Origin of the sequence: Aliiglaciecola lipolytica E3 (genome assembly GCF_000314975.1) — a bacterium.
In the GTDB taxonomy this organism is placed as follows: domain Bacteria; phylum Pseudomonadota; class Gammaproteobacteria; order Enterobacterales; family Alteromonadaceae; genus Aliiglaciecola; species Aliiglaciecola lipolytica.
Genome location: NZ_BAEN01000041.1, coordinates 26,284 through 43,557 on the forward strand (window position 1 = coordinate 26,284; position 17,274 = coordinate 43,557).

Annotated in this window: 14 protein-coding genes; 10 read left to right on the top strand and 4 right to left on the bottom strand. The window is 40.6% G+C overall.

Features of this window, described 5'->3' with window-relative positions; all coding sequences use genetic code 11:
- Nucleotides 1–9: 9 nt before the first annotated feature.
- Nucleotides 10–1,020, top strand: coding sequence for an adenosine deaminase (locus GLIP_RS10240; protein ID WP_008844548.1), 1,011 nt, complete (start codon nucleotides 10–12; stop codon nucleotides 1,018–1,020).
- 2 nt (nucleotides 1,021–1,022) lie between these two features.
- Here the strand turns inward: GLIP_RS10240 and GLIP_RS10245 are convergent, their stop codons facing one another.
- On the bottom strand, nucleotides 1,023–1,541 hold the full coding sequence (locus tag GLIP_RS10245) for a cupin domain-containing protein (RefSeq protein WP_008844549.1): 519 nt from the start codon (nucleotides 1,539–1,541) through the stop codon (nucleotides 1,023–1,025).
- 1,566 nt (nucleotides 1,542–3,107) lie between these two features.
- On the opposite strand from GLIP_RS10245, the gene GLIP_RS10255 reads away from it, so the two are divergent.
- From GLIP_RS10255 to GLIP_RS10290, 8 genes are all read left to right on the top strand, one after another.
- Entirely contained in the window at nucleotides 3,108–3,359 is a 252-nt protein-coding gene (locus GLIP_RS10255; protein ID WP_008844554.1) for a helix-turn-helix domain-containing protein, read from the top strand.
- A gap of 130 nt (nucleotides 3,360–3,489) precedes the next feature.
- Entirely contained in the window at nucleotides 3,490–3,855 is a 366-nt protein-coding gene (locus tag GLIP_RS10260; RefSeq protein WP_008844555.1) for a DUF4156 domain-containing protein, read from the top strand.
- A 152-nt stretch (nucleotides 3,856–4,007) separates the two neighbouring features.
- Nucleotides 4,008–4,898, top strand: a complete 891-nt coding sequence (locus tag GLIP_RS10265) for a MipA/OmpV family protein (protein WP_153886318.1) — start codon at nucleotides 4,008–4,010, stop codon at nucleotides 4,896–4,898.
- Nucleotides 4,888–5,292, top strand: a complete 405-nt coding sequence (locus tag GLIP_RS10270; protein WP_008844557.1) for a DUF3019 domain-containing protein — start codon at nucleotides 4,888–4,890, stop codon at nucleotides 5,290–5,292. Before GLIP_RS10265 ends, GLIP_RS10270 begins: the two co-directional genes overlap by 11 nt.
- Nucleotides 5,293–5,318: 26 nt before the next feature.
- Nucleotides 5,319–6,017 (top strand): response regulator, encoded by a 699-nt coding sequence (locus GLIP_RS10275; RefSeq protein ID WP_008844558.1) that lies wholly within the window; start codon nucleotides 5,319–5,321, stop codon nucleotides 6,015–6,017.
- A 36-nt stretch (nucleotides 6,018–6,053) separates the two neighbouring features.
- Nucleotides 6,054–7,418 carry a HAMP domain-containing sensor histidine kinase gene (locus tag GLIP_RS10280; RefSeq protein WP_008844559.1) on the top strand — a complete coding sequence of 455 codons (1,365 nt, stop codon included), beginning with the start codon at nucleotides 6,054–6,056 and terminating at the stop codon, nucleotides 7,416–7,418.
- A gap of 140 nt (nucleotides 7,419–7,558) precedes the next feature.
- Nucleotides 7,559–9,028, top strand: coding sequence for a serine hydrolase domain-containing protein (locus GLIP_RS10285; protein WP_008844560.1), 1,470 nt, complete (start codon nucleotides 7,559–7,561; stop codon nucleotides 9,026–9,028).
- 212 nt (nucleotides 9,029–9,240) lie between these two features.
- Complete coding sequence (locus GLIP_RS10290; protein ID WP_008844562.1) at nucleotides 9,241–10,080, top strand: alpha/beta fold hydrolase; 840 nt, start codon at nucleotides 9,241–9,243, stop codon at nucleotides 10,078–10,080.
- Nucleotides 10,081–10,125: 45 nt separating this feature from the next.
- On the opposite strand, the gene GLIP_RS10295 is transcribed toward GLIP_RS10290, so the two are convergent.
- Both GLIP_RS10295 and GLIP_RS10300 read right to left on the bottom strand, forming a co-directional pair.
- Nucleotides 10,126–10,995 (bottom strand): S1 family peptidase, encoded by an 870-nt coding sequence (locus tag GLIP_RS10295; protein ID WP_008844563.1) that lies wholly within the window; start codon nucleotides 10,993–10,995, stop codon nucleotides 10,126–10,128.
- A 181-nt stretch (nucleotides 10,996–11,176) separates the two neighbouring features.
- Nucleotides 11,177–12,691 carry a S41 family peptidase gene (locus GLIP_RS10300; protein ID WP_008844564.1) on the bottom strand — a complete coding sequence of 505 codons (1,515 nt, stop codon included), beginning with the start codon at nucleotides 12,689–12,691 and terminating at the stop codon, nucleotides 11,177–11,179.
- Between the two features lie 415 nt (nucleotides 12,692–13,106).
- Between GLIP_RS10300 and GLIP_RS10305 the strand changes: the two genes are divergently transcribed.
- Nucleotides 13,107–13,631, top strand: a complete 525-nt coding sequence (locus GLIP_RS10305) for a LytR/AlgR family response regulator transcription factor (protein ID WP_008844565.1) — start codon at nucleotides 13,107–13,109, stop codon at nucleotides 13,629–13,631.
- A gap of 618 nt (nucleotides 13,632–14,249) precedes the next feature.
- On the opposite strand, the gene GLIP_RS10310 is transcribed toward GLIP_RS10305, so the two are convergent.
- A complete protein-coding gene (locus tag GLIP_RS10310; protein ID WP_008844566.1) occupies nucleotides 14,250–17,177 on the bottom strand; it encodes a TonB-dependent receptor domain-containing protein in 2,928 nt (975 codons plus the stop codon).
- Nucleotides 17,178–17,274 lie beyond the last annotated feature (97 nt).

Sequence of the window (17,274 nt, forward strand, 5' to 3'; positions counted from 1 at the left end):
GTCTTATTTATGGAAAAACTAATTCAAGCCTTACCTAAAACTGAATTGCATTTGCATATAGAAGGCACGCTAGAACCCTCACTGATGCTCGAGTTAAGTCGAAAGCATAAGGTCAACCTGCCTTACACTAATGTTGAAGAAATCCAAAAAGCGTATAATTTCGAGGATTTACAAAGCTTCTTAGATTTATATTATTTAGGTGCATCTGTACTGGTTGATGAAGACGATTTTTATCAATTGATGTGGCAATACTTATTAAAGTGTAAAGAGCAAAATATTGTACACACAGAAATCATGTTTGATCCTCAAACCCATACGTTACGCGGTATCACATTCGAAACTTTTATGACAGGTTTTACGCGTGCGATTGAGGATGCTAAACAACAATGGGGCCAGTCTAGTTTACTGATTATGTCGTTTCTTAGACATTTAAGTGAACAAGAAGCCATCGATACATTGAACGCGGCAAAACCATTTTTAAAACATATTAAGATTGTCGGCTTAGATAGTTCAGAATTGGGTAATCCACCTGAAAAGTTTGCAACGGTTTTTAAACAAGCTAAAGATTTGGGTTTACTTTGTGTAGCCCATGCTGGTGAAGAAGGCCCCGCAGAATATATATGGCAAGCGTTAAATTTGTTGCATGTAGATCGAATTGATCATGGGGTTAGAAGTAGCGAAGATCCAAAGCTCATAGAAACGCTGGTTAAGCTGAAGATGCCGTTAACAGTATGTCCATTATCAAACACTAAATTATGCGTTTTTGATGATATGAAACAGCACAACATTCTCGATTTGCTTAACCAGGATGTTTTGGTCACAGTTAATTCGGATGATCCGAGTTATTTTGGTGGATACCTGAATGAAAACTATCTCGCTTTACATGAAGCATTAGGATTAACTCAAGATCAATTAATTGCCATAGTTAAAAATGGATTTACTGGCAGTTTCCTACCAGCCAAAGACAAGCAATATTGGTTGCAGGAAATCGACAAAGTTGAAAATCTTATTTTACCTTAACTTTAGTCTTCACGGGTTAAGTGTTTAATTATATCTTTATGTTGCGGGAACGTGTTAATTAGTTCTTCGCGCACGGCTAATTGCATGTCTTCATACTCAAAGCCTGGAGCAACGGCTTCGCCAATTAATCCATAGCCATTTGCTTGGTTTGTCTCAATAGTTGAGGCTTTCCAAACACCCCCTTCGACAACGAATTGAAATTCATGGCCAGACAATACATCCGATCCTAATGTTTTTGTTTCAAGCCTGCCATCAGGGTATATGAGATAGTAGGTTATTGGATCGCCACCATGAAAGTAGTGCATGATGTCAGACGTGTTTCGGTGGAAATGACCGATTGGACTTTGGGCAGTAAGCAAATAATAAATCGAGGTTAATGTAACCCTTGGTCCCTTTGCGGTATGGATAACGGGGTCTGCATTGGCTTTAAACGTTTGTTTGAAATACCCACCTTCAACATGAGGTTCTAATCCTAACTTGTCGACTAACTGAGTTACTGAGGGGGATTGTGTTGATTGCATCGATTTCAATTCCACTTGATGTTGTGTAGAGCATGCATTTAAACATAAGATTAAGAGACACGACGAAATTAGAGTGCTGTTTTTATTCATTGAAATACAAGTCGTTAATATATTTTAGATTGACTCTATCATACCAATAAAGGTCAATAAGTGAATGCCACCAAATCAATTAAGTAGGGATTTAAATGTCTGATTTTGCTACTACACCAAAACCTCCATACTACGCAGTTATATTTACTTCATTACGTACAGACATTGATGATGATTACGGGGGGCTAGCCACATCCTAGCACTTTGCCACACGAAATTTTCGAACCTCAATCTCCAAAAGCTTTCGGTTAAACAAGAACAAACATCACCAAATTCAAAATAAATTGCTTTGCCAAAAGTAATTGAATTTTCGCCCCAAGCGAATTCGAATAAATTTGATCCAGTTCGTTATGAGCGAGACCTAAAATATATGAAGGTAAAATATGCTCCGCGTTTACAAAACTTACTCTCATCACTCACGCGGCAACAAATTTCAAAAATTTACAGCAAAATATTTACCGCATTCAATATTAAGCCTTTTAAAAACCTATTGAGGACAAGTTAAAGCGCTATTTGAGTCAAGAAATTCGAACGAAATTAGATCATCGCGAATTATTTGACCAAGCATTCGATTGGCTTGATCATCGAAGTATTGAGAGACCCTCGTATCGAATTTTAAGTAGAGTAATATCAGCGGTTGTGACCGCTGAAGAAAAACGAATAAAACATTTACTCAATTAGAATCTCAGTACAAAAACTCAAGAAGTTTGTCTAATTTAGTGGTTGATGAAAATTCAAAATAGGTTTTTGATGCAACCAAATACCAAGCGACTGACTTCAGGCCTTCCCAAATAAGAAAAGAAGAAAAAGCATATAATGCTCCTAAACCCGATTTATGGGAATGTCAATGCTATGGTGGACATCCTTTTATTTTCCAAGGCCAATATTGAGTACTATGCGTCGTTGCTTACTCATTATGACAACTGGGAGCTTAAAGGAACAGACAAGCTCAATTTTTATCTTTATTGTTCGTGATTTATTTTTCGACGGTTTAAAGATATCACCGATATATTTTTGTCAATGCGTTCGATCATCATTACCGAAAAATACATTCATCTGCAAAAGAGAAAGTGAAAAACCGCATACTCCGCGAACGAGAAAGTATGCTGAGCTTATTGTCAAAGCCGTGGAGGCTCTAGACCTATTTGATGTTGAGTCACGTTCAGATGAAGAGCTGAGAAAAAGTTTTGAGGATTTACTTCCGATTGAGAAGCGTTCAGTCGTCGCGAAATACCTTAAATCGATTGAGGCTGAAGAAGTATACTATTGGGAGTACACTAATTCCTTTAGCACAAAAGGACTTCAATCTATTCTTATTCTCTTCAAATATATCACATTCGTTGAGCTGGGGGATTTGGAACGGAGTTCACGCTTTAAAAATCGACAGCTTGCAAAATTCTGATAATGACGCGTATTTGACGTAAACGCTGCTAATAATTGGAATAATGCAAAACTAACCCATGCAAAGCAAAAGGCATGGAAATTTCAACGCGGAGTTTATCAAACGTACTTAACAAACATTTCAATCAAAATTTTTATGACTTTGAAAATCATTACCGCATTATTGACGCTAAAGCACAGCTTTGCGCTCAGGCTAGCAAGGATAAAAGCATCAAAAGGATATTTGAAAGCGCGTGGTTAGATAGCAAGGCAGCGTTTAACACATTGTTTAAAAAGACTACCGGTCAAACGCCAAGTGAGTTTCGCGCACAATTGCAAGCGGCTTGATAAAAACAGAACTATTACAAAACAGTGTTCCGTATGAAATAATTAATCTAACAATAGATTACAATTTGCAAACATATTTTTTTTACCAATACGTGTACCTTGCTCCAGTGTCTTTTGGGAGAACTTAAAAATGAAACATTTAATGATTATTGGTGCAGTGTGTGTGATGGCTGCTTGTGCGTCTAAACCCTTAGATCCTAAAGCTAGATTAGTTAGATTGACCACGGTAGAGCCGGGAAGCGAATGTCAGTTTTTAGGTGATATTACAGGTAATCAAGGTGATTTTTTGACCGGTGAATTTACCTCTAATGAGGATTTAGAAACAGGTGCCAGAAACGATCTAAAGAATCAAGCGCATAATATGGGCGGAAATGTTGTGTTTATACTGACACAACGAGCGGGTCAAACCGGTAGTTTCCATCAAGAATTTGGTGGCTCATCAGTACAAACGAATGTCACCTTAAGCGGCAATGTTTATTTTTGTCCAACCAATTAAAGTTTTAATATGCAAAGTTAAGCATAGCGTCTAGACTAGCTTGAACGTTTCTTCTAGATAAGATAAGTTTTACGTAAGGAGTAAGGTTTGTTCATAAAGAAGTTACTGTTAATTGATGCCCAAAGCGACACGAGAGCAACTTGGGTTACAATGTGATAAAGCTTATCAATCGAAGTATCATTGTTCTTTTGTGCTTGGTCGCATTACAAACGCATCATACCGTGTTTGCGAATGACGATGATGTTGCCATCAACAATGGTGCACAACAGGCCTCAATTGAGAATAAACCTGAATTGGATTTTACTCTCTATTTGCGAATAGATGCCCTTTTTAAAAACAAACTATTTATCGATCCTGGGCAAGAAGAATTTATAGATTTCATTGATGTTTCTTTGGGTATCGATGTTTATTATGATCGGTTTTTTATTGAAGCAAATAATCAGGCTAACCGTAGCAATCGAGGCTCATCAATCGGTTATCGATTGGTCAACGATGTACACTATCAGATTGATTTTCTTTTAGGCCAATCATATTTAGATGGCTTATCCGAAGATATGGGTAATCTATTGAGAGATGAACCGTCTGAAGAGCTCCGAGGAATAAGGGATAGAGACGGTGAAATCAATCAGGGTTTTCGCTTTACGAGATATAGTGACAATCAGGCATGGTGGATAGACATTGCAGGTGATCCATTCAACATCACCCATGGTGGGTGGATAGTTGATGGGTACTATGCACGCGCCTACCAAATTTATAACTGGGAATTGCATGCGGGGATTGGTGCGACACTATTCACCGAAGAGGTCGTCGATTACCATGCTGGAGTGTCTCTTGAAGAAGCGACAACTAACCGGCCAGTCTACGAAGCAGGGTTCGGGGCTCGTTTGTCGCTGGATTTATCGGCGCAATATCCCCTAAGTCAGGACTGGGTTTTTGTATCGGGATTTACCTATAAGTATTATTCAGATGCATTCAGCGACAGTCCTCTTTACCAACGTAACCAGCACGTGCTGTTTAGTTTGGGTGTGATGTATGTTTGGTAAAGGTAGACATCTTTATCATTGCGTACTGATACTTTCAGTGCTTTTTTCCGTGTTACCCGTTGCTGCCGACACTCCACATTATGGTCACTTTGAACTTAAGCCAACCAGTTGCGTTGTTATTGCAAAAGGTAAAGATTGCTACGGTGACCTAGTTCTTTCTTGGACGTTACAAATCCCGAGAAATGTTTGTCTTTATCAAGAAAATAAGGATCGCCCCATTTTTTGCTGGTCAAAACGCGAAACGGGCGATTTTAGTGGTTCATTTGTGTTATCGAAGACCAGTAGTTATTTATTGCTCGATGTAGAGAGCAAAGAAGTGTTGTTCACTGATTCAATTGTAGTGACATGGGTCTATAAAGAATCACAAAAAAGACGCCGCTGGCGTTTGTTTTAAACTCAGCCAAATAGCAGGAGCAACACATGTCTAGTTACGCCAATGTTTTGTTAGTGGAAGATGATGTTGCACTTGCACAGTGGGTAAAGGATTTTTTGCAAAATGAAGGCTTTGCAGTTACTCATCTTGTCGATGGGTTGGCAGTACAAGACACACTTGATGACGCTAATTTTGACATAATACTTCTAGACTTAATGTTGCCAGGACTTAATGGGATTGATGTTTGTAAACGTGTCAGAGAATCTAGTCAAATTCCTATCATTATGTTGACAGCTAGAGCTGATGAAATAGATGAAATTATTGGCTTGGAAGTAGGGGCAAATGACTACATCACAAAACCGGTGAAACCCCGAGTTCTATTAGCTCGGATCAAGTCTGCATTGCGAAATGTAACAATTGTTGAGAGCTCTGATAGAAATGCACTTACTTTTGGTGGTTTGGAGATAAACAAAGCGTCAAAAAGGGTCGTTTTAAATGGCAAGAGTATAGACTTAACGACTGGATTATTCGACTTCCTTTGTTTACTAGCTGAGAACGCCGGGACCGTAGTAAGTCGAGAACAGGTGTTTCAAGAGTTGAAGTCTCGAGAGTACGATGGATTAGATCGACGCTTCGACGTGATGGTATCAAATTTGCGGAAATTATTCGGTGATAACATCGAAGATAATGAACGCATTAAAACCGTTTGGGGAAAGGGGTATTTGTTTGTACCTGATGCATGGTAATGCACGAGTATTGGCACGTACCGTGCAATTTAAATCATGAATAAACTCATCATCCACATTGTTCTCACGGTTACGTTGTCATTGTTCGGTTTTGGTTGGCTTATCGATGAGTTTGTCTACCATTCAACGAGCCAGAATAATGAACAAAACAGTTCCGAAAACGTACTTTTAGATGGATTCATCAATCACCTTAACGAAGTGCCAAATGAGCAACTAAAGTCGACTGTAGCCAAATTAAGCCAGCAATTTGATGCTGACCTAGTGTTAGTTAGTATTGATGATTTTGCATTCGATGACGATATATTCACAGAACTCGCAACCACTGGCATTCAGCTGGCATCAGAGAATGAGTTTTTTCTACTAAAGCGACTAACAAATCACTCAGATTACTTACTCAAACTTACTGTGAACAATAGCGTAGAGCAGGGTCGACAGTTAGAACTATTTTTAACGTTATTTCTTTATTTTGGCGTTAGTATAGCTGTAGTTTTGTGGATGTCCCCTTTAATCCAACGGCTTAAAAAATTAACAAACTTCGCTAATGAGTTTGGCAAAGGAAATTTAAGTGTGCGTGTTAAACCGGCAAAGTATTCACAGATAAATGTGCTTGAGAATAGCTTTAATAAAATGGCCTCTCAAATTGAGCATCTGATCGAAGAAAACCGGTTGCTTGCCAATAGTCTGTCACACGATTTAAGAACGCCAGTTGCTTGCTTCAGGTTTGCGTTAGACGCAAGCATCAGTGAACCTGACATTGATAAAAAGAACGGCTACTTGCGACGCTTGGAGCAAGATGTTGATAACATCGAAGGGATGCTCAACGCTTTTCTGGATTACGCCAGTATGGAAAGAAAAGGAATGCATTTAGATTATCGTGCTACGGATGTTCACGATTTTCTTGAAGCTATCGTCAATGATTTAAAACCAATAGCAAAAGATAAAGGAATCAACCTACAGTTCAATTCAGTCATTTCTGATAGATATTCCACATTTGATAATTCGTGGATGTATCGCGTGTACATAAACTTAATTACCAATGCGATTTCGTACGCTAAAAGTGATGTCACTGTAAATTTATTCAATAGAGCTGAACAATCGTCGGCTAAGATCAAAATCATTTGCGTAATTTGCGATGATGGGCCAGGTATCCCTGAACAAGACTTAAATAAAGTCTTTCAAGCCTTTGTGCGGCTTGATTCGAGTAGAAAAAGAAACGGTGAAAACTTCGGGTTGGGGTTGGCGATAGTGCAACGCGTTGTTGATTGGCATGGCTTTCAAATTGCCTTCCTTTCCAAGGATGATCTCAAATTTGAGTTACGCGAGGTTGCGCAACACTGTGAACTTGAGCGTTTGGGCGCAGTCGTTAAGTTAACCATGCCCGTGGACGCCAATCTAAATTAATTTCATCGTCTAAATGTGTGAGTATTGGCGATATATAGCAAACCTTACAATTAGCTTACAATTTCCCTACAGTTCCAAACAGGATTAGTTAAACCCCAAAGATATACTTGCTAAACTTTAATAGTTTACGGGTATGTCAAATGTACAAGTTAATAGGAACAATATTTCTCACCGCTATTCTTACAGCGTGTGGAGGCTCAAACTCAAACGAGCCTTCTCCAAATCCCAATCCATCACCTGATCAATTCGCGCAATTGAGATCGACTATTGAGCAGGGGTTATCTAACAATAATACTGCGGCAATTTCGATTGCAATATACAAAGGAGGTGATGTGGTATTTGCCGAAGCGATTGGAGAAAAAGTTAAAGGTTCTGGTGAACCTGTAACCACAGATACACTATTTCAATTGGGCTCTACTACTAAGATGTTCACAGCTGTTTCAACACTGCAGTTAATAGAGCTGGGCAGTATCGCGCTGGATGACAAATTAGTTAGTGTTTTGCCACAAATTCAATACACTAGCAATCAAACGCTAGATTGGCAAGGTATTGAAATACAACATCTTTTGACGCATCAGTCGGGTTTGCGTGATTCAGGTTTGCAATCTAATGAAGAACTACAAACCTACATGAAAGCAGTATATCCGCAGCAGTCTGGTTTAATGAACCCACCTGGCCAATTTCACAACTATAGCAACCCAAACTGGTCATATCTTGGGGCGATAATAGAAGAACTGTCAGGACTAGGTTTTGACGAGTACATTAAAATGAATGTTTTTGATGATTTAGGTATGACTAGAAGCGCTGTTGGACGTTCAGGTGCAGAGGTTGATGGAAATTATGCGCTCGGCTATCAGGCTTTAGATCCAAGCGAAGATGGTACGTTTGTCACTGATATTAACCAAATACCTGAGACAATTGCTGGCCACCCTGCGGGTACCGAAACCTGGTCAACGCCTACAGAGCAGCTCAAGATGGCAGAGTTCTTGTTAAACGGTAACGAGAGTATCTTAGATAGTTCATTAAGGGAGCAATTAACAACTGCCCATGTCAGCGAGGACCTTGGTGGTTTACCAATGAATTATGGTTACGGTATTTATGTTGATGAAGGCTTTCAAAACGATGGTGCATGGTACCCAGTAAGAAATTGGAACCATGGCGGAAATACTCTCTCATACACCAGCGTTTTTTATGTCTTTCCTGACAGTGATATCGCAATTTCAATTATGAGCAGCGGAGCTTTTAACGATTTAGCGCCAACCCTTTTAGCAGCGCTTGATGCAGTGAGCACACTGCCGGCACCCGAGGCGTTACCACTTATACCGAACGACCCAACTAAATATGTTAAGCACGAGGGCATTTATACAACCGAGAACTTCACGTTTATTATCGAAGCAGAAGGAAACAATTTAACTATAGCTATCCCTGAGCTAGATTCTATGCCCGAACCTATTCCTTATGAAAGAGAGCTTCAGCACTTTGGTGATGATACGTTCTTTGCAGAAATAGGTGGAGAGGTATCTTACTTAACCTTTATACCAATCGAAACGGATGGAGAATCTGTGTATATAAGGAATAGAGAGCTTGTTGCGATTAAAGACGGTTACTAGACTTAATGTAATTTAACTCAACCTTCAGTGAGCGGTGTCGATTATATTTTTAAGCCGATAACCGCTTTTTTAGAATAATGAAAGTGCCAAGACAGCGAAGTATTATAAAATGCAAAATGGTGGCGATCTGTATATTTATTCTCTTAATAGTTATTATTTCTTGGTTTGCACTGCCACACAAAGTGCACACGCTTTTATTGACTATAAACAATATGTCGGCGGGGTTAATAACAAAATCGATTGATTTACCATTTGGTCGAGTGCATTACTTAGAAGGCGGGCGTGCACGCAATAAAGCTGAAACAGTAATATTATTACATGGTGTTTTTGCGCGAAAAGAACACTGGGTTGATTTGGCGAGAGAGCTCACACCACATTTTCACGTAATCGCTTTGGACTTACCAGGTTTTGGTGATAATGACCAATTGAGTCAAGAGCATTACCTGTTGCAAAATCAAGCGAAAAATCTACGTAGTGTCTTAACGTCACTAGGTGTATCAAAAGCGCATTTTGGTGCTAATTCAATGGGAGCACAAATAGCGGGCTTAGTCGCAGTTGAGCAACCCGAACTATTCCAGTCTCTCGCTTTTATTGGCAGCCCACTTGGCGTCAAAGGGAAAGTCAAAAGTGACATGGAAATCGCCATAGAAAATGGACATCTACCACTTCTGGCTCGTTCAGAAAGCGAGTTCAACAAACGCAATGCGTGGTTATTTCCAATCACGCCAACACTACCATCGCCTATTTTAAAAACGTGGATGCAGAAAGAGACTAGTACTCCTGATCATAATGAGAAAATCTGGCATGCGGATAACAGCTTTATCGATACCCCTACATTATCATCGTTAGCGCCTCAATTGGAAATGCCTACATTAATAATCTGGTGTAAAGAGGACCGTATTTTTCACGTTTCTGGTGCAGATATTTTAGATGCAAAATTACCTAACTCCAGTCGGAAAGTTCTATGCGAATGTGGTCATTTGCCAATGTTGGGTAAGCCAGAAATCGTCGCACATCTATATTTGGTGTTTTTGCATGGAATAGGGCATTAAATACAGTAAATAGCGGGAATATTCCTACAAACATTCCCTCCAATTTTAATCTTCAGATTTAATAGAGATTGACTGGCAGATTTCTGCAATATTTTCGTCTGTCATGCCCGGGTGCAAGAATGAGTCTAATGAACTTATTTTCGTTCTTTCCGATTCATTAGAAGATATTACTTGTTCAATCCATTCGATATGCGTCGAGACTCTGGTATATAGTTCTTCAACGCCATATTCACCGACGTCTTTACCTTCTGAATCAGCTCTAGAGCTGATACCCATTAGGAAGTAGTCGTCTCCATCTTTAATAAAGGCTGGGCCACCACTGTCGCCATTTCCAGATACACCCTCAAGTTCTAACCCATTGATTCCTGATTCAAAAACAAACCTTAGGTCAGATTCGGTTACTGATACCACTTGGTTTTGAGCTTTACGCAATACTCCATTATTCTCTACGTTACTTATAGTTTGCCCTGTTGATCCTGTTCCCGTGCCACCACTACCAATAAACCATACACTTTTATTAACCTCATCCTTCGAACGATACAACTGAGCTGGTTGGACGCTTATGATTGGTTTGCTTAGTTTAACGAGTGACAAATCGTTTTCTCCACCTAACTCGTAGGATGGATAACTATATGTAGACTCAACCTCTACCAATTCATTGCCGACCTTGATAGGTTGACCTGTATTCAAACAAAAAACAGTATGCGTGGCTGTCAATAACCATTCAGGTTCGATTAGCGTTCCATGAACACCTATATTGTAAAAGGTAGCTAAGGGCGGGAAATCATTTAAATCCGCTAAGTAGTTTTCAGCGGGCTTGTCATGGCGAACAACGATGCCTGATGCACCATTACAAATGGAAAATGCAATTAGAGAGCCAATTGTAGCGCCTTGAAAAATTTTTAAGTTATTCATTTTGTAAGCCTTGTTGCATCTGATTTCCAACAAGGATATAGAATCACGTACAATGTGATTGTTTTTAATTGTAAGAAAATGAGCTTAATTTGTAAGCATTGGCGATTGAGCACACGGCAGAGCTCAAGATCAAGCTCGATATTGCCGTGTTAATATTCTTTTAGTCTGTCAGCTTTTGACTCTATTGCGCGTTAGTTTCAAATCTCATTCTGGCATTCTTGAACGCGCAATCGGCAGCAGGAGTGTCACGATTTACAAGATGTCCAAAACCAAGCGCTGTCAGCGCCTCATCAATAGCTTGATTCCTATCAGAGTTCTCATCAACAACTTCAAAAGTAGTCGATTCAATATCAACAGGTACACCAACCACCTCAAAAGCCTGACCGGTGTGATCGTAGATAACCATGTTAGATAAGCCTAACCTTGCACCTTCTACCGGCAGTTGTTTATCCAATGGTGCTGATAGAATCCCGTCTGATCGCTCACCAATAAAACAGACTGGATGCTTTAGCGCTCGCATTGATAGTAAAAAATGCTCAGCAGCACTATAGGTATTCGGTCCGGAAATTGTGGCAATTGGACGGCTATACGAAACGCGATCTGTTGGCGCTAGTTCACGCTGAACCCGAGGACTTTGTTGTGGTGTATTAGAATCATCATAACCAAAGGCCTCATACGCGCTAACCGTTACTGTTTCTGTAGAGAATCGACTTGCAATTGCATCAGCGATAGCTAAGTCACCACCACCGTTTACTGCAACATTAATAATTAATGCTTCTGTATGCGCTAGATCAGTAAGAACTCGGTCCATAAGCTCTTCAGTTGCTGTAAGGTCACTAACCGCTGAATTTGTAGAGATACCGCCCATACTATTGATTTCAATATAGCCAGCAATACCGTTCCCAATCGTGGCCCACTGAATAACATCCTGCCTTTCACCACCAGCCTTCGCAAAACTTCCAGAGTCAAAATAGCTATCAAGAATTTCAAACATTCGTTCAAATTGATCATCTACATAAGTATTAAAATCAGCTGTTTCTGATTGATTTTGAAAACCTTGCGCCAAAACGTCTGCTATTTTGCCTTCTGGATTAAGGGGAATAAATTCGAAATCATCGCCTGCAGTTAAACTCACATGACCGTCGTCTAAGTCGCCAATAAGCTCGATAAGCGTAGCTAACAACTCTTCATTTGTTGTTTGGCTATTCACTTGAGATCTTGCATTTTCCATACGCTCTTCCCAGTCGACTATTCCTCGTTTCTCAAAAAATGGATAATAGTCATTGAAGTTGTGTAATGTATGCTCAAGGGTTGATACGGGGCCGTTATCAGTGATCAATCTATCGTCAAGACAAGCCGCCGGAATGGAATCTCGTACAGAGTATACAAGTTTTGCTCCATCTTCGGTTGCGACGAAATCTTCCGCATCAATTGAGTCTATTGTTAGCGAATTAGCAAATTCCTCTTGAGTAGTATTACTCACCAGCAAACACGTTTGACGCGTAAAGTCATACATATTTATGGTATCACCCGTGACATTGATTGCTCTTCCAAAACCAATCTGCTCCCAAACTCCATCGGGGATCTTTACAGGCACAGGATTCGGTAGTACTTTGTCATTGTTCCCACAACCGAACAATATGAGGGCTGACATAAAAACCTTGAGTCTTAGATAATTGCGATTATAAAAATACATTTTTTCACCTTCGATATTTAATTAAACGACTGCAATAGTTTAAACATTTGATGGTGCTTAAAATGTTAGAAAGTAAATAACAATTGTAAGGAGGGGATTGCCAATCCAGATTTTAAATTTCGGTTTGAGGCCAAATTACTTCAATAGCTCTTATGCCAACTAAATGTCGATGTGATTGGTGTTCCATTTTGAATTATTTATTATTTTACACGGCGCAACAGCCTAAAACATTTCCGTTCCGCTTTCTCGGCAACAACTAACAATAAATTACAATTTGCAAACATATTTTCTTTATCTGGGCGTGTAGATTTTGTTGGAGTTTCTTGGCGATATAACGGGAAATCTTCAAGATTTCATTGCGAGAAGTTCAAGACTAACAAATAACAACCCCCTCTAATTTAAAAGTGGTTTATGGATGAAAGTATTAATTTTAGATAACGAACAACTTGCAATCGACAATCTTACGTCGCTAGTACAGGAGCATTACCCTGACTGCGAGGTTATTGCCTCTGATACGCCATTAAAAGCAGTCGATATTTTTTTTAAAGAGCATCAATTGAGCTCCATTAAGCATGCACTAGATAACTTAAACCAGCACAAAAGCAAAACTACGCACAAAATAGTGCCAATTAAAGAAGTCGGTAAAATACGCGTAATTAGTATTGAAGATATTGAATATCTGTCTGGTAGTGGGAACTATGTTGAGATCTTTCTGAAGAGCGGACAAATGGTATTACATCGGGAAAAAATGTCTACCATGGAAGACAAACTTGATCACCAAGAGTTTATCCGTATTCATCGCTCTTCTATTGTGCGATTTAGCGCTATTTCAGAGCTGATGACCAGTAAGCGCGGAGACTACACCGTAAAGTTGAAAAACGGTACCGAATTACCGGTCTCTAGACAGTTTAAAGCCGAAATACTCAGCTATTTTCGGTAAGCGTCAGTATATACAATAAAGCTCCTCTACAACCATTAAATACATTACCACAACACAGCAAACCGCAATGGTCGCTTGAAGTGTAAAAACAATTATTACTGCATTTACAGAAGAACTTTCATTCCTACGATCCGTATTACCAAAACAATAAACCGCAGACGTCGACAAAATCCGTTTTACTTATTGATTGGCAGGATTAGGAAAGGTGGAGCATGTTCTCCCCACCTTTCCAGGGAGACAGCACATTGTGCTGTACAGGTTCACTAGGCCTGCACGACTAATATAATTTCTATGCATACAGAATGCCCCCCCATTGGTACGATATGAATGATCGGTGATGTGAATTACAGGTTCTTTTTTTAAGCAGCATTTTTCTGAAAAATGCGCCGTGTAAAAGATTGTAGGTAATTGATAAATCAACCTAATTGCGTTGATACTGCTGCTTCGAAAAGTGGAATGTTTGGGTTAGTTATCTAGGGTTTGTTTTTCACTAAATAAACCTTAAAGAGAGATAAGGTTCGAATACAAAAAAGCCGATGAACGTTGCTCATCGGCTTTTGTATTCAAGCACTAAGCCTGAAATCCGTTTCAAGTTATTAGTACAGCTTCAACAACGACCTAAAAAGTGTACGTTGCGTTCAAGTAGAACATACGACCGAACACATCATAATAACGAGGATCGAAACCTTCCTGGTGCCCGCCGCTATTACCGAGTGCACGAGGTGGTGCTTTATCAAACACGTTATTGATACCAAAGGTAACATCCAGATTTTTTACCAGCTCATCTAAGTTATACGTTGTTAGGTAATCAACGGTTGTATAGGAAGGAATATCTAGTTGTACACCGCCATCATAAACTTGACTAAGATCAGATGCCAAACGGATGCTTGAGTCTCCGCCGGGGAAGTTTTCATCAGTCCAACCGCTCTGATAGTTGATGTTGACAGAGTGGGCAAAATTACCGTGCACAAGAGTATTAACAATACGAATTCGATTTCTGAATACTACATTATTGTCAGGACCTTTCTGACCAAGACTAGTATCAAAAATTGCAGCAACATCACCTGTTCCGGTACCGGTGCGCAGGTAATTATTTTCAATCATGTAAGTACCTGCAATATTGGTGGTAAGTTCTGCAGTACCAAATTCATTAGAGAACGACACACTGTAGTCAATACCTTCAATATTAGCTTCACCTACGTTAGCACTTGCCGAAATCATCGTCAGTACTTGCTCTCCAGTACCCGGGTTAACCGTTGTAGTAAATAAATCACGGAATTGTTGAGGGTTACCGAAGATTTGACCTTCAGTCGCTGGTAATACTTGGTTGGTCAGCTTAATGTTGAAGTAATCAACACTGAATTCAAAGTCGTTTCCACCGTATACAACACCCAATGAGTACTGCTCTGATTCTTCTGGTTGCAAGGTTTGATTACCCTGACTAACTACTGAGTATTGTGACTGTGGATCCAAACAAAACTGTGCTAGCGGATCGCTACCGGAAAATGGACAATCATACACATTGCCAGTTACACCAAAGGGGGTTCTGGGGCGCGCCACTTGCAACATGGTCGGAGCCTTAAAGCCAGTCCCCATAGAAGCGCGGATTAACCACTCGTCAACTGGACGATAAGCCAAACTTAATTTGTAGGTGGTATCGTCCATTTCTACACCGCGAGTCTCTGCGCTTCGGGTAGGATCGTTAATACCGTCACCGTCAAGATCACTCCAAAGCGTGTCAGCAGCATCGATGTCACTGATGTCGTCGTAACGCAAAGAACCGGTCAGTTCTAAATTGTGAGTAATAGGCGCAACCATTTCTATAAAGGCACCGTAGGACGTTCGCTCAAGGTCAAATTCAGGCAGTGGGCGCGTAAACAAGATGGTAGCTTGCTGATAAGCCTCGGATGCCGTTTGCTCAAACGTCATTTCGCGATAATCAAAGCCACCACCTAAGTAGACTTCACCACCCGGTAACTCAAACACTGGCGTAGAGAATGAACCTTCAAACATGGTTAAACCTGTATCGGTTTTCTGGCGCGGCCCGCTGTACATTGTCGCCTGAACTGCGGCTCGCTCTTCATCGCTGAGTTCGTCTGGAGACGCAAATACGTTCACGGCACCTGAAGATACCAGAGGTACAAACTCAGAAGTAATGGGATATCCAGTAAGAATATTATCGCTACGTTCGTTACCTGCGTGAGTAAAAGACAAATCGTATGATATGTCGCCGAATTCACCGCGTACACCAAAGTTCGTCCATAGAGAATTAGTAGAAAACTCATTGGTACGATTGCCACCAGGAAGCACACGCCACGCAGCCGCCACATCGGCAATGTTGTCAATGATTTGCTGTGGAGTGAAACCAAGCACATTGCTGGGCAGATTAGGGAGTACTTCGTTTTGTACCAACGCAGAATCAGTTGGGATTAGGAAGTTACCAGTAGGATAGGGGGCGATTCGAGTAATCGTATCGAAGTTTGAGTAGTTAATCGTACCGTATGCTTCTGCTGAGTCACCCAGCTCTACAGTGCCGTTTAAAATGATATTGTCGCGAACAAACTCAGGTAAAATTTCCAGAGTAGACGTAAAATCGAATACACAAGTTTCGACCTGCGACGTAGCTGTGGAGCTGTTCGAAGGGGCGCTATTCGGACCACACTGGCCGTTGGCAAAACGGTAAGGGTTAAAAGTGGCGGTCAGGCGGTCAGGCGTTCCATCTCCATTGCTGTCTACCCCATCTGGATGCCAGAAACGAACGCGCGCATTTCCCGGAATTGCGTTTGCTGACGCAGCAACGAACATCAGATCGTTACCATTATGATTGAACGGAATAAATCCCGTTTTTGAAAAATCGCGATCAAAGCTTCGCAGTTGTGTTTGGTCTTCACGAGATGCAGACAAAGAGATGTTGAACCCGTCTTTGCTTAAATCTCCAAAACCCGTGGTAATGTTAAAACTAAAATTTTCACCGCCGGTGTCTTGTGGTTTGTCGTAACGCACCTGAATTGTCGTTTCCTGTACATCTTTTTTCAGGATAAAGTTAATTACACCAGCGATCGCGTCAGCGCCGTAAAGTGCAGAAGCACCATCAGTTAGAATCTCAACGCGCTCTATAGCTGCAAGAGGTATGGTGTTTACATCGATGGAACTACCAGAACCTGAAGCTGCCAGACGGCGACCATTTAATAGTACGAGTGTGTATTCGCTACCAATACCGCGCAGTGAGGCTGTTGCAACACCTCCACCACCGCCACCAACACTCTGTGAAGGCGCTGTGAAACCTTGCATTGAAGGTAGTTGCTGAATCAAATCAGGGACAGAAGTAACACCTGTTCTTACTATATCTGCCTGGGTCAGCGTGGTAACGGGTAACGCTCCTTCTATATCGGTTCTGACAATACTGGAGCCTGTCACTGCAATGCGTTCAAAGCTCTTATCTGACTCTATCTCCTGTGCTAATGCTTGTCCAGATATTGCCACGCTGGCAATAGATGACATAAGCGCAATTTTAACTGCCTTTGTTATTTTCCTATGTGTGTGCATTTTAAACCTCTTATTTATTATCGATTTGCATTTCTGGTCTTTGGCATGGCGACACCATGCCTAAACTAGCGAGGAATTTAACGGGTAAGTTCCAAGA

Bases quoted from the DNA above. Each gene is read 5' to 3' on its own strand.
- GLIP_RS10285 (WP_008844560.1), top strand. From the start codon at position 7,559: ATGTACAAGTTAATAGGAACAATATTTCTCACCGCTATTCTTACAGCG.
- GLIP_RS10295 (WP_008844563.1), bottom strand. From the start codon at position 10,995: ATGAATAACTTAAAAATTTTTCAAGGCGCTACAATTGGCTCTCTAATT.
- GLIP_RS10260 (WP_008844555.1), top strand. From the start codon at position 3,490: ATGAAACATTTAATGATTATTGGTGCAGTGTGTGTGATGGCTGCTTGT.
- GLIP_RS10275 (WP_008844558.1), top strand. From the start codon at position 5,319: ATGTCTAGTTACGCCAATGTTTTGTTAGTGGAAGATGATGTTGCACTT.
- GLIP_RS10305 (WP_008844565.1), top strand. From the start codon at position 13,107: ATGAAAGTATTAATTTTAGATAACGAACAACTTGCAATCGACAATCTT.
- GLIP_RS10270 (WP_008844557.1), top strand. From the start codon at position 4,888: ATGTTTGGTAAAGGTAGACATCTTTATCATTGCGTACTGATACTTTCA.
- GLIP_RS10245 (WP_008844549.1), bottom strand. From the start codon at position 1,541: ATGCAATCAACACAATCCCCCTCAGTAACTCAGTTAGTCGACAAGTTA.
- GLIP_RS10255 (WP_008844554.1), top strand. From the start codon at position 3,108: ATGGAAATTTCAACGCGGAGTTTATCAAACGTACTTAACAAACATTTC.
- GLIP_RS10240 (WP_008844548.1), top strand. From the start codon at position 10: ATGGAAAAACTAATTCAAGCCTTACCTAAAACTGAATTGCATTTGCAT.
- GLIP_RS10310 (WP_008844566.1), bottom strand. From the start codon at position 17,177: ATGCACACACATAGGAAAATAACAAAGGCAGTTAAAATTGCGCTTATG.
- GLIP_RS10290 (WP_008844562.1), top strand. From the start codon at position 9,241: ATGTCGGCGGGGTTAATAACAAAATCGATTGATTTACCATTTGGTCGA.
- GLIP_RS10280 (WP_008844559.1), top strand. From the start codon at position 6,054: ATGAATAAACTCATCATCCACATTGTTCTCACGGTTACGTTGTCATTG.
- GLIP_RS10300 (WP_008844564.1), bottom strand. From the start codon at position 12,691: ATGTATTTTTATAATCGCAATTATCTAAGACTCAAGGTTTTTATGTCA.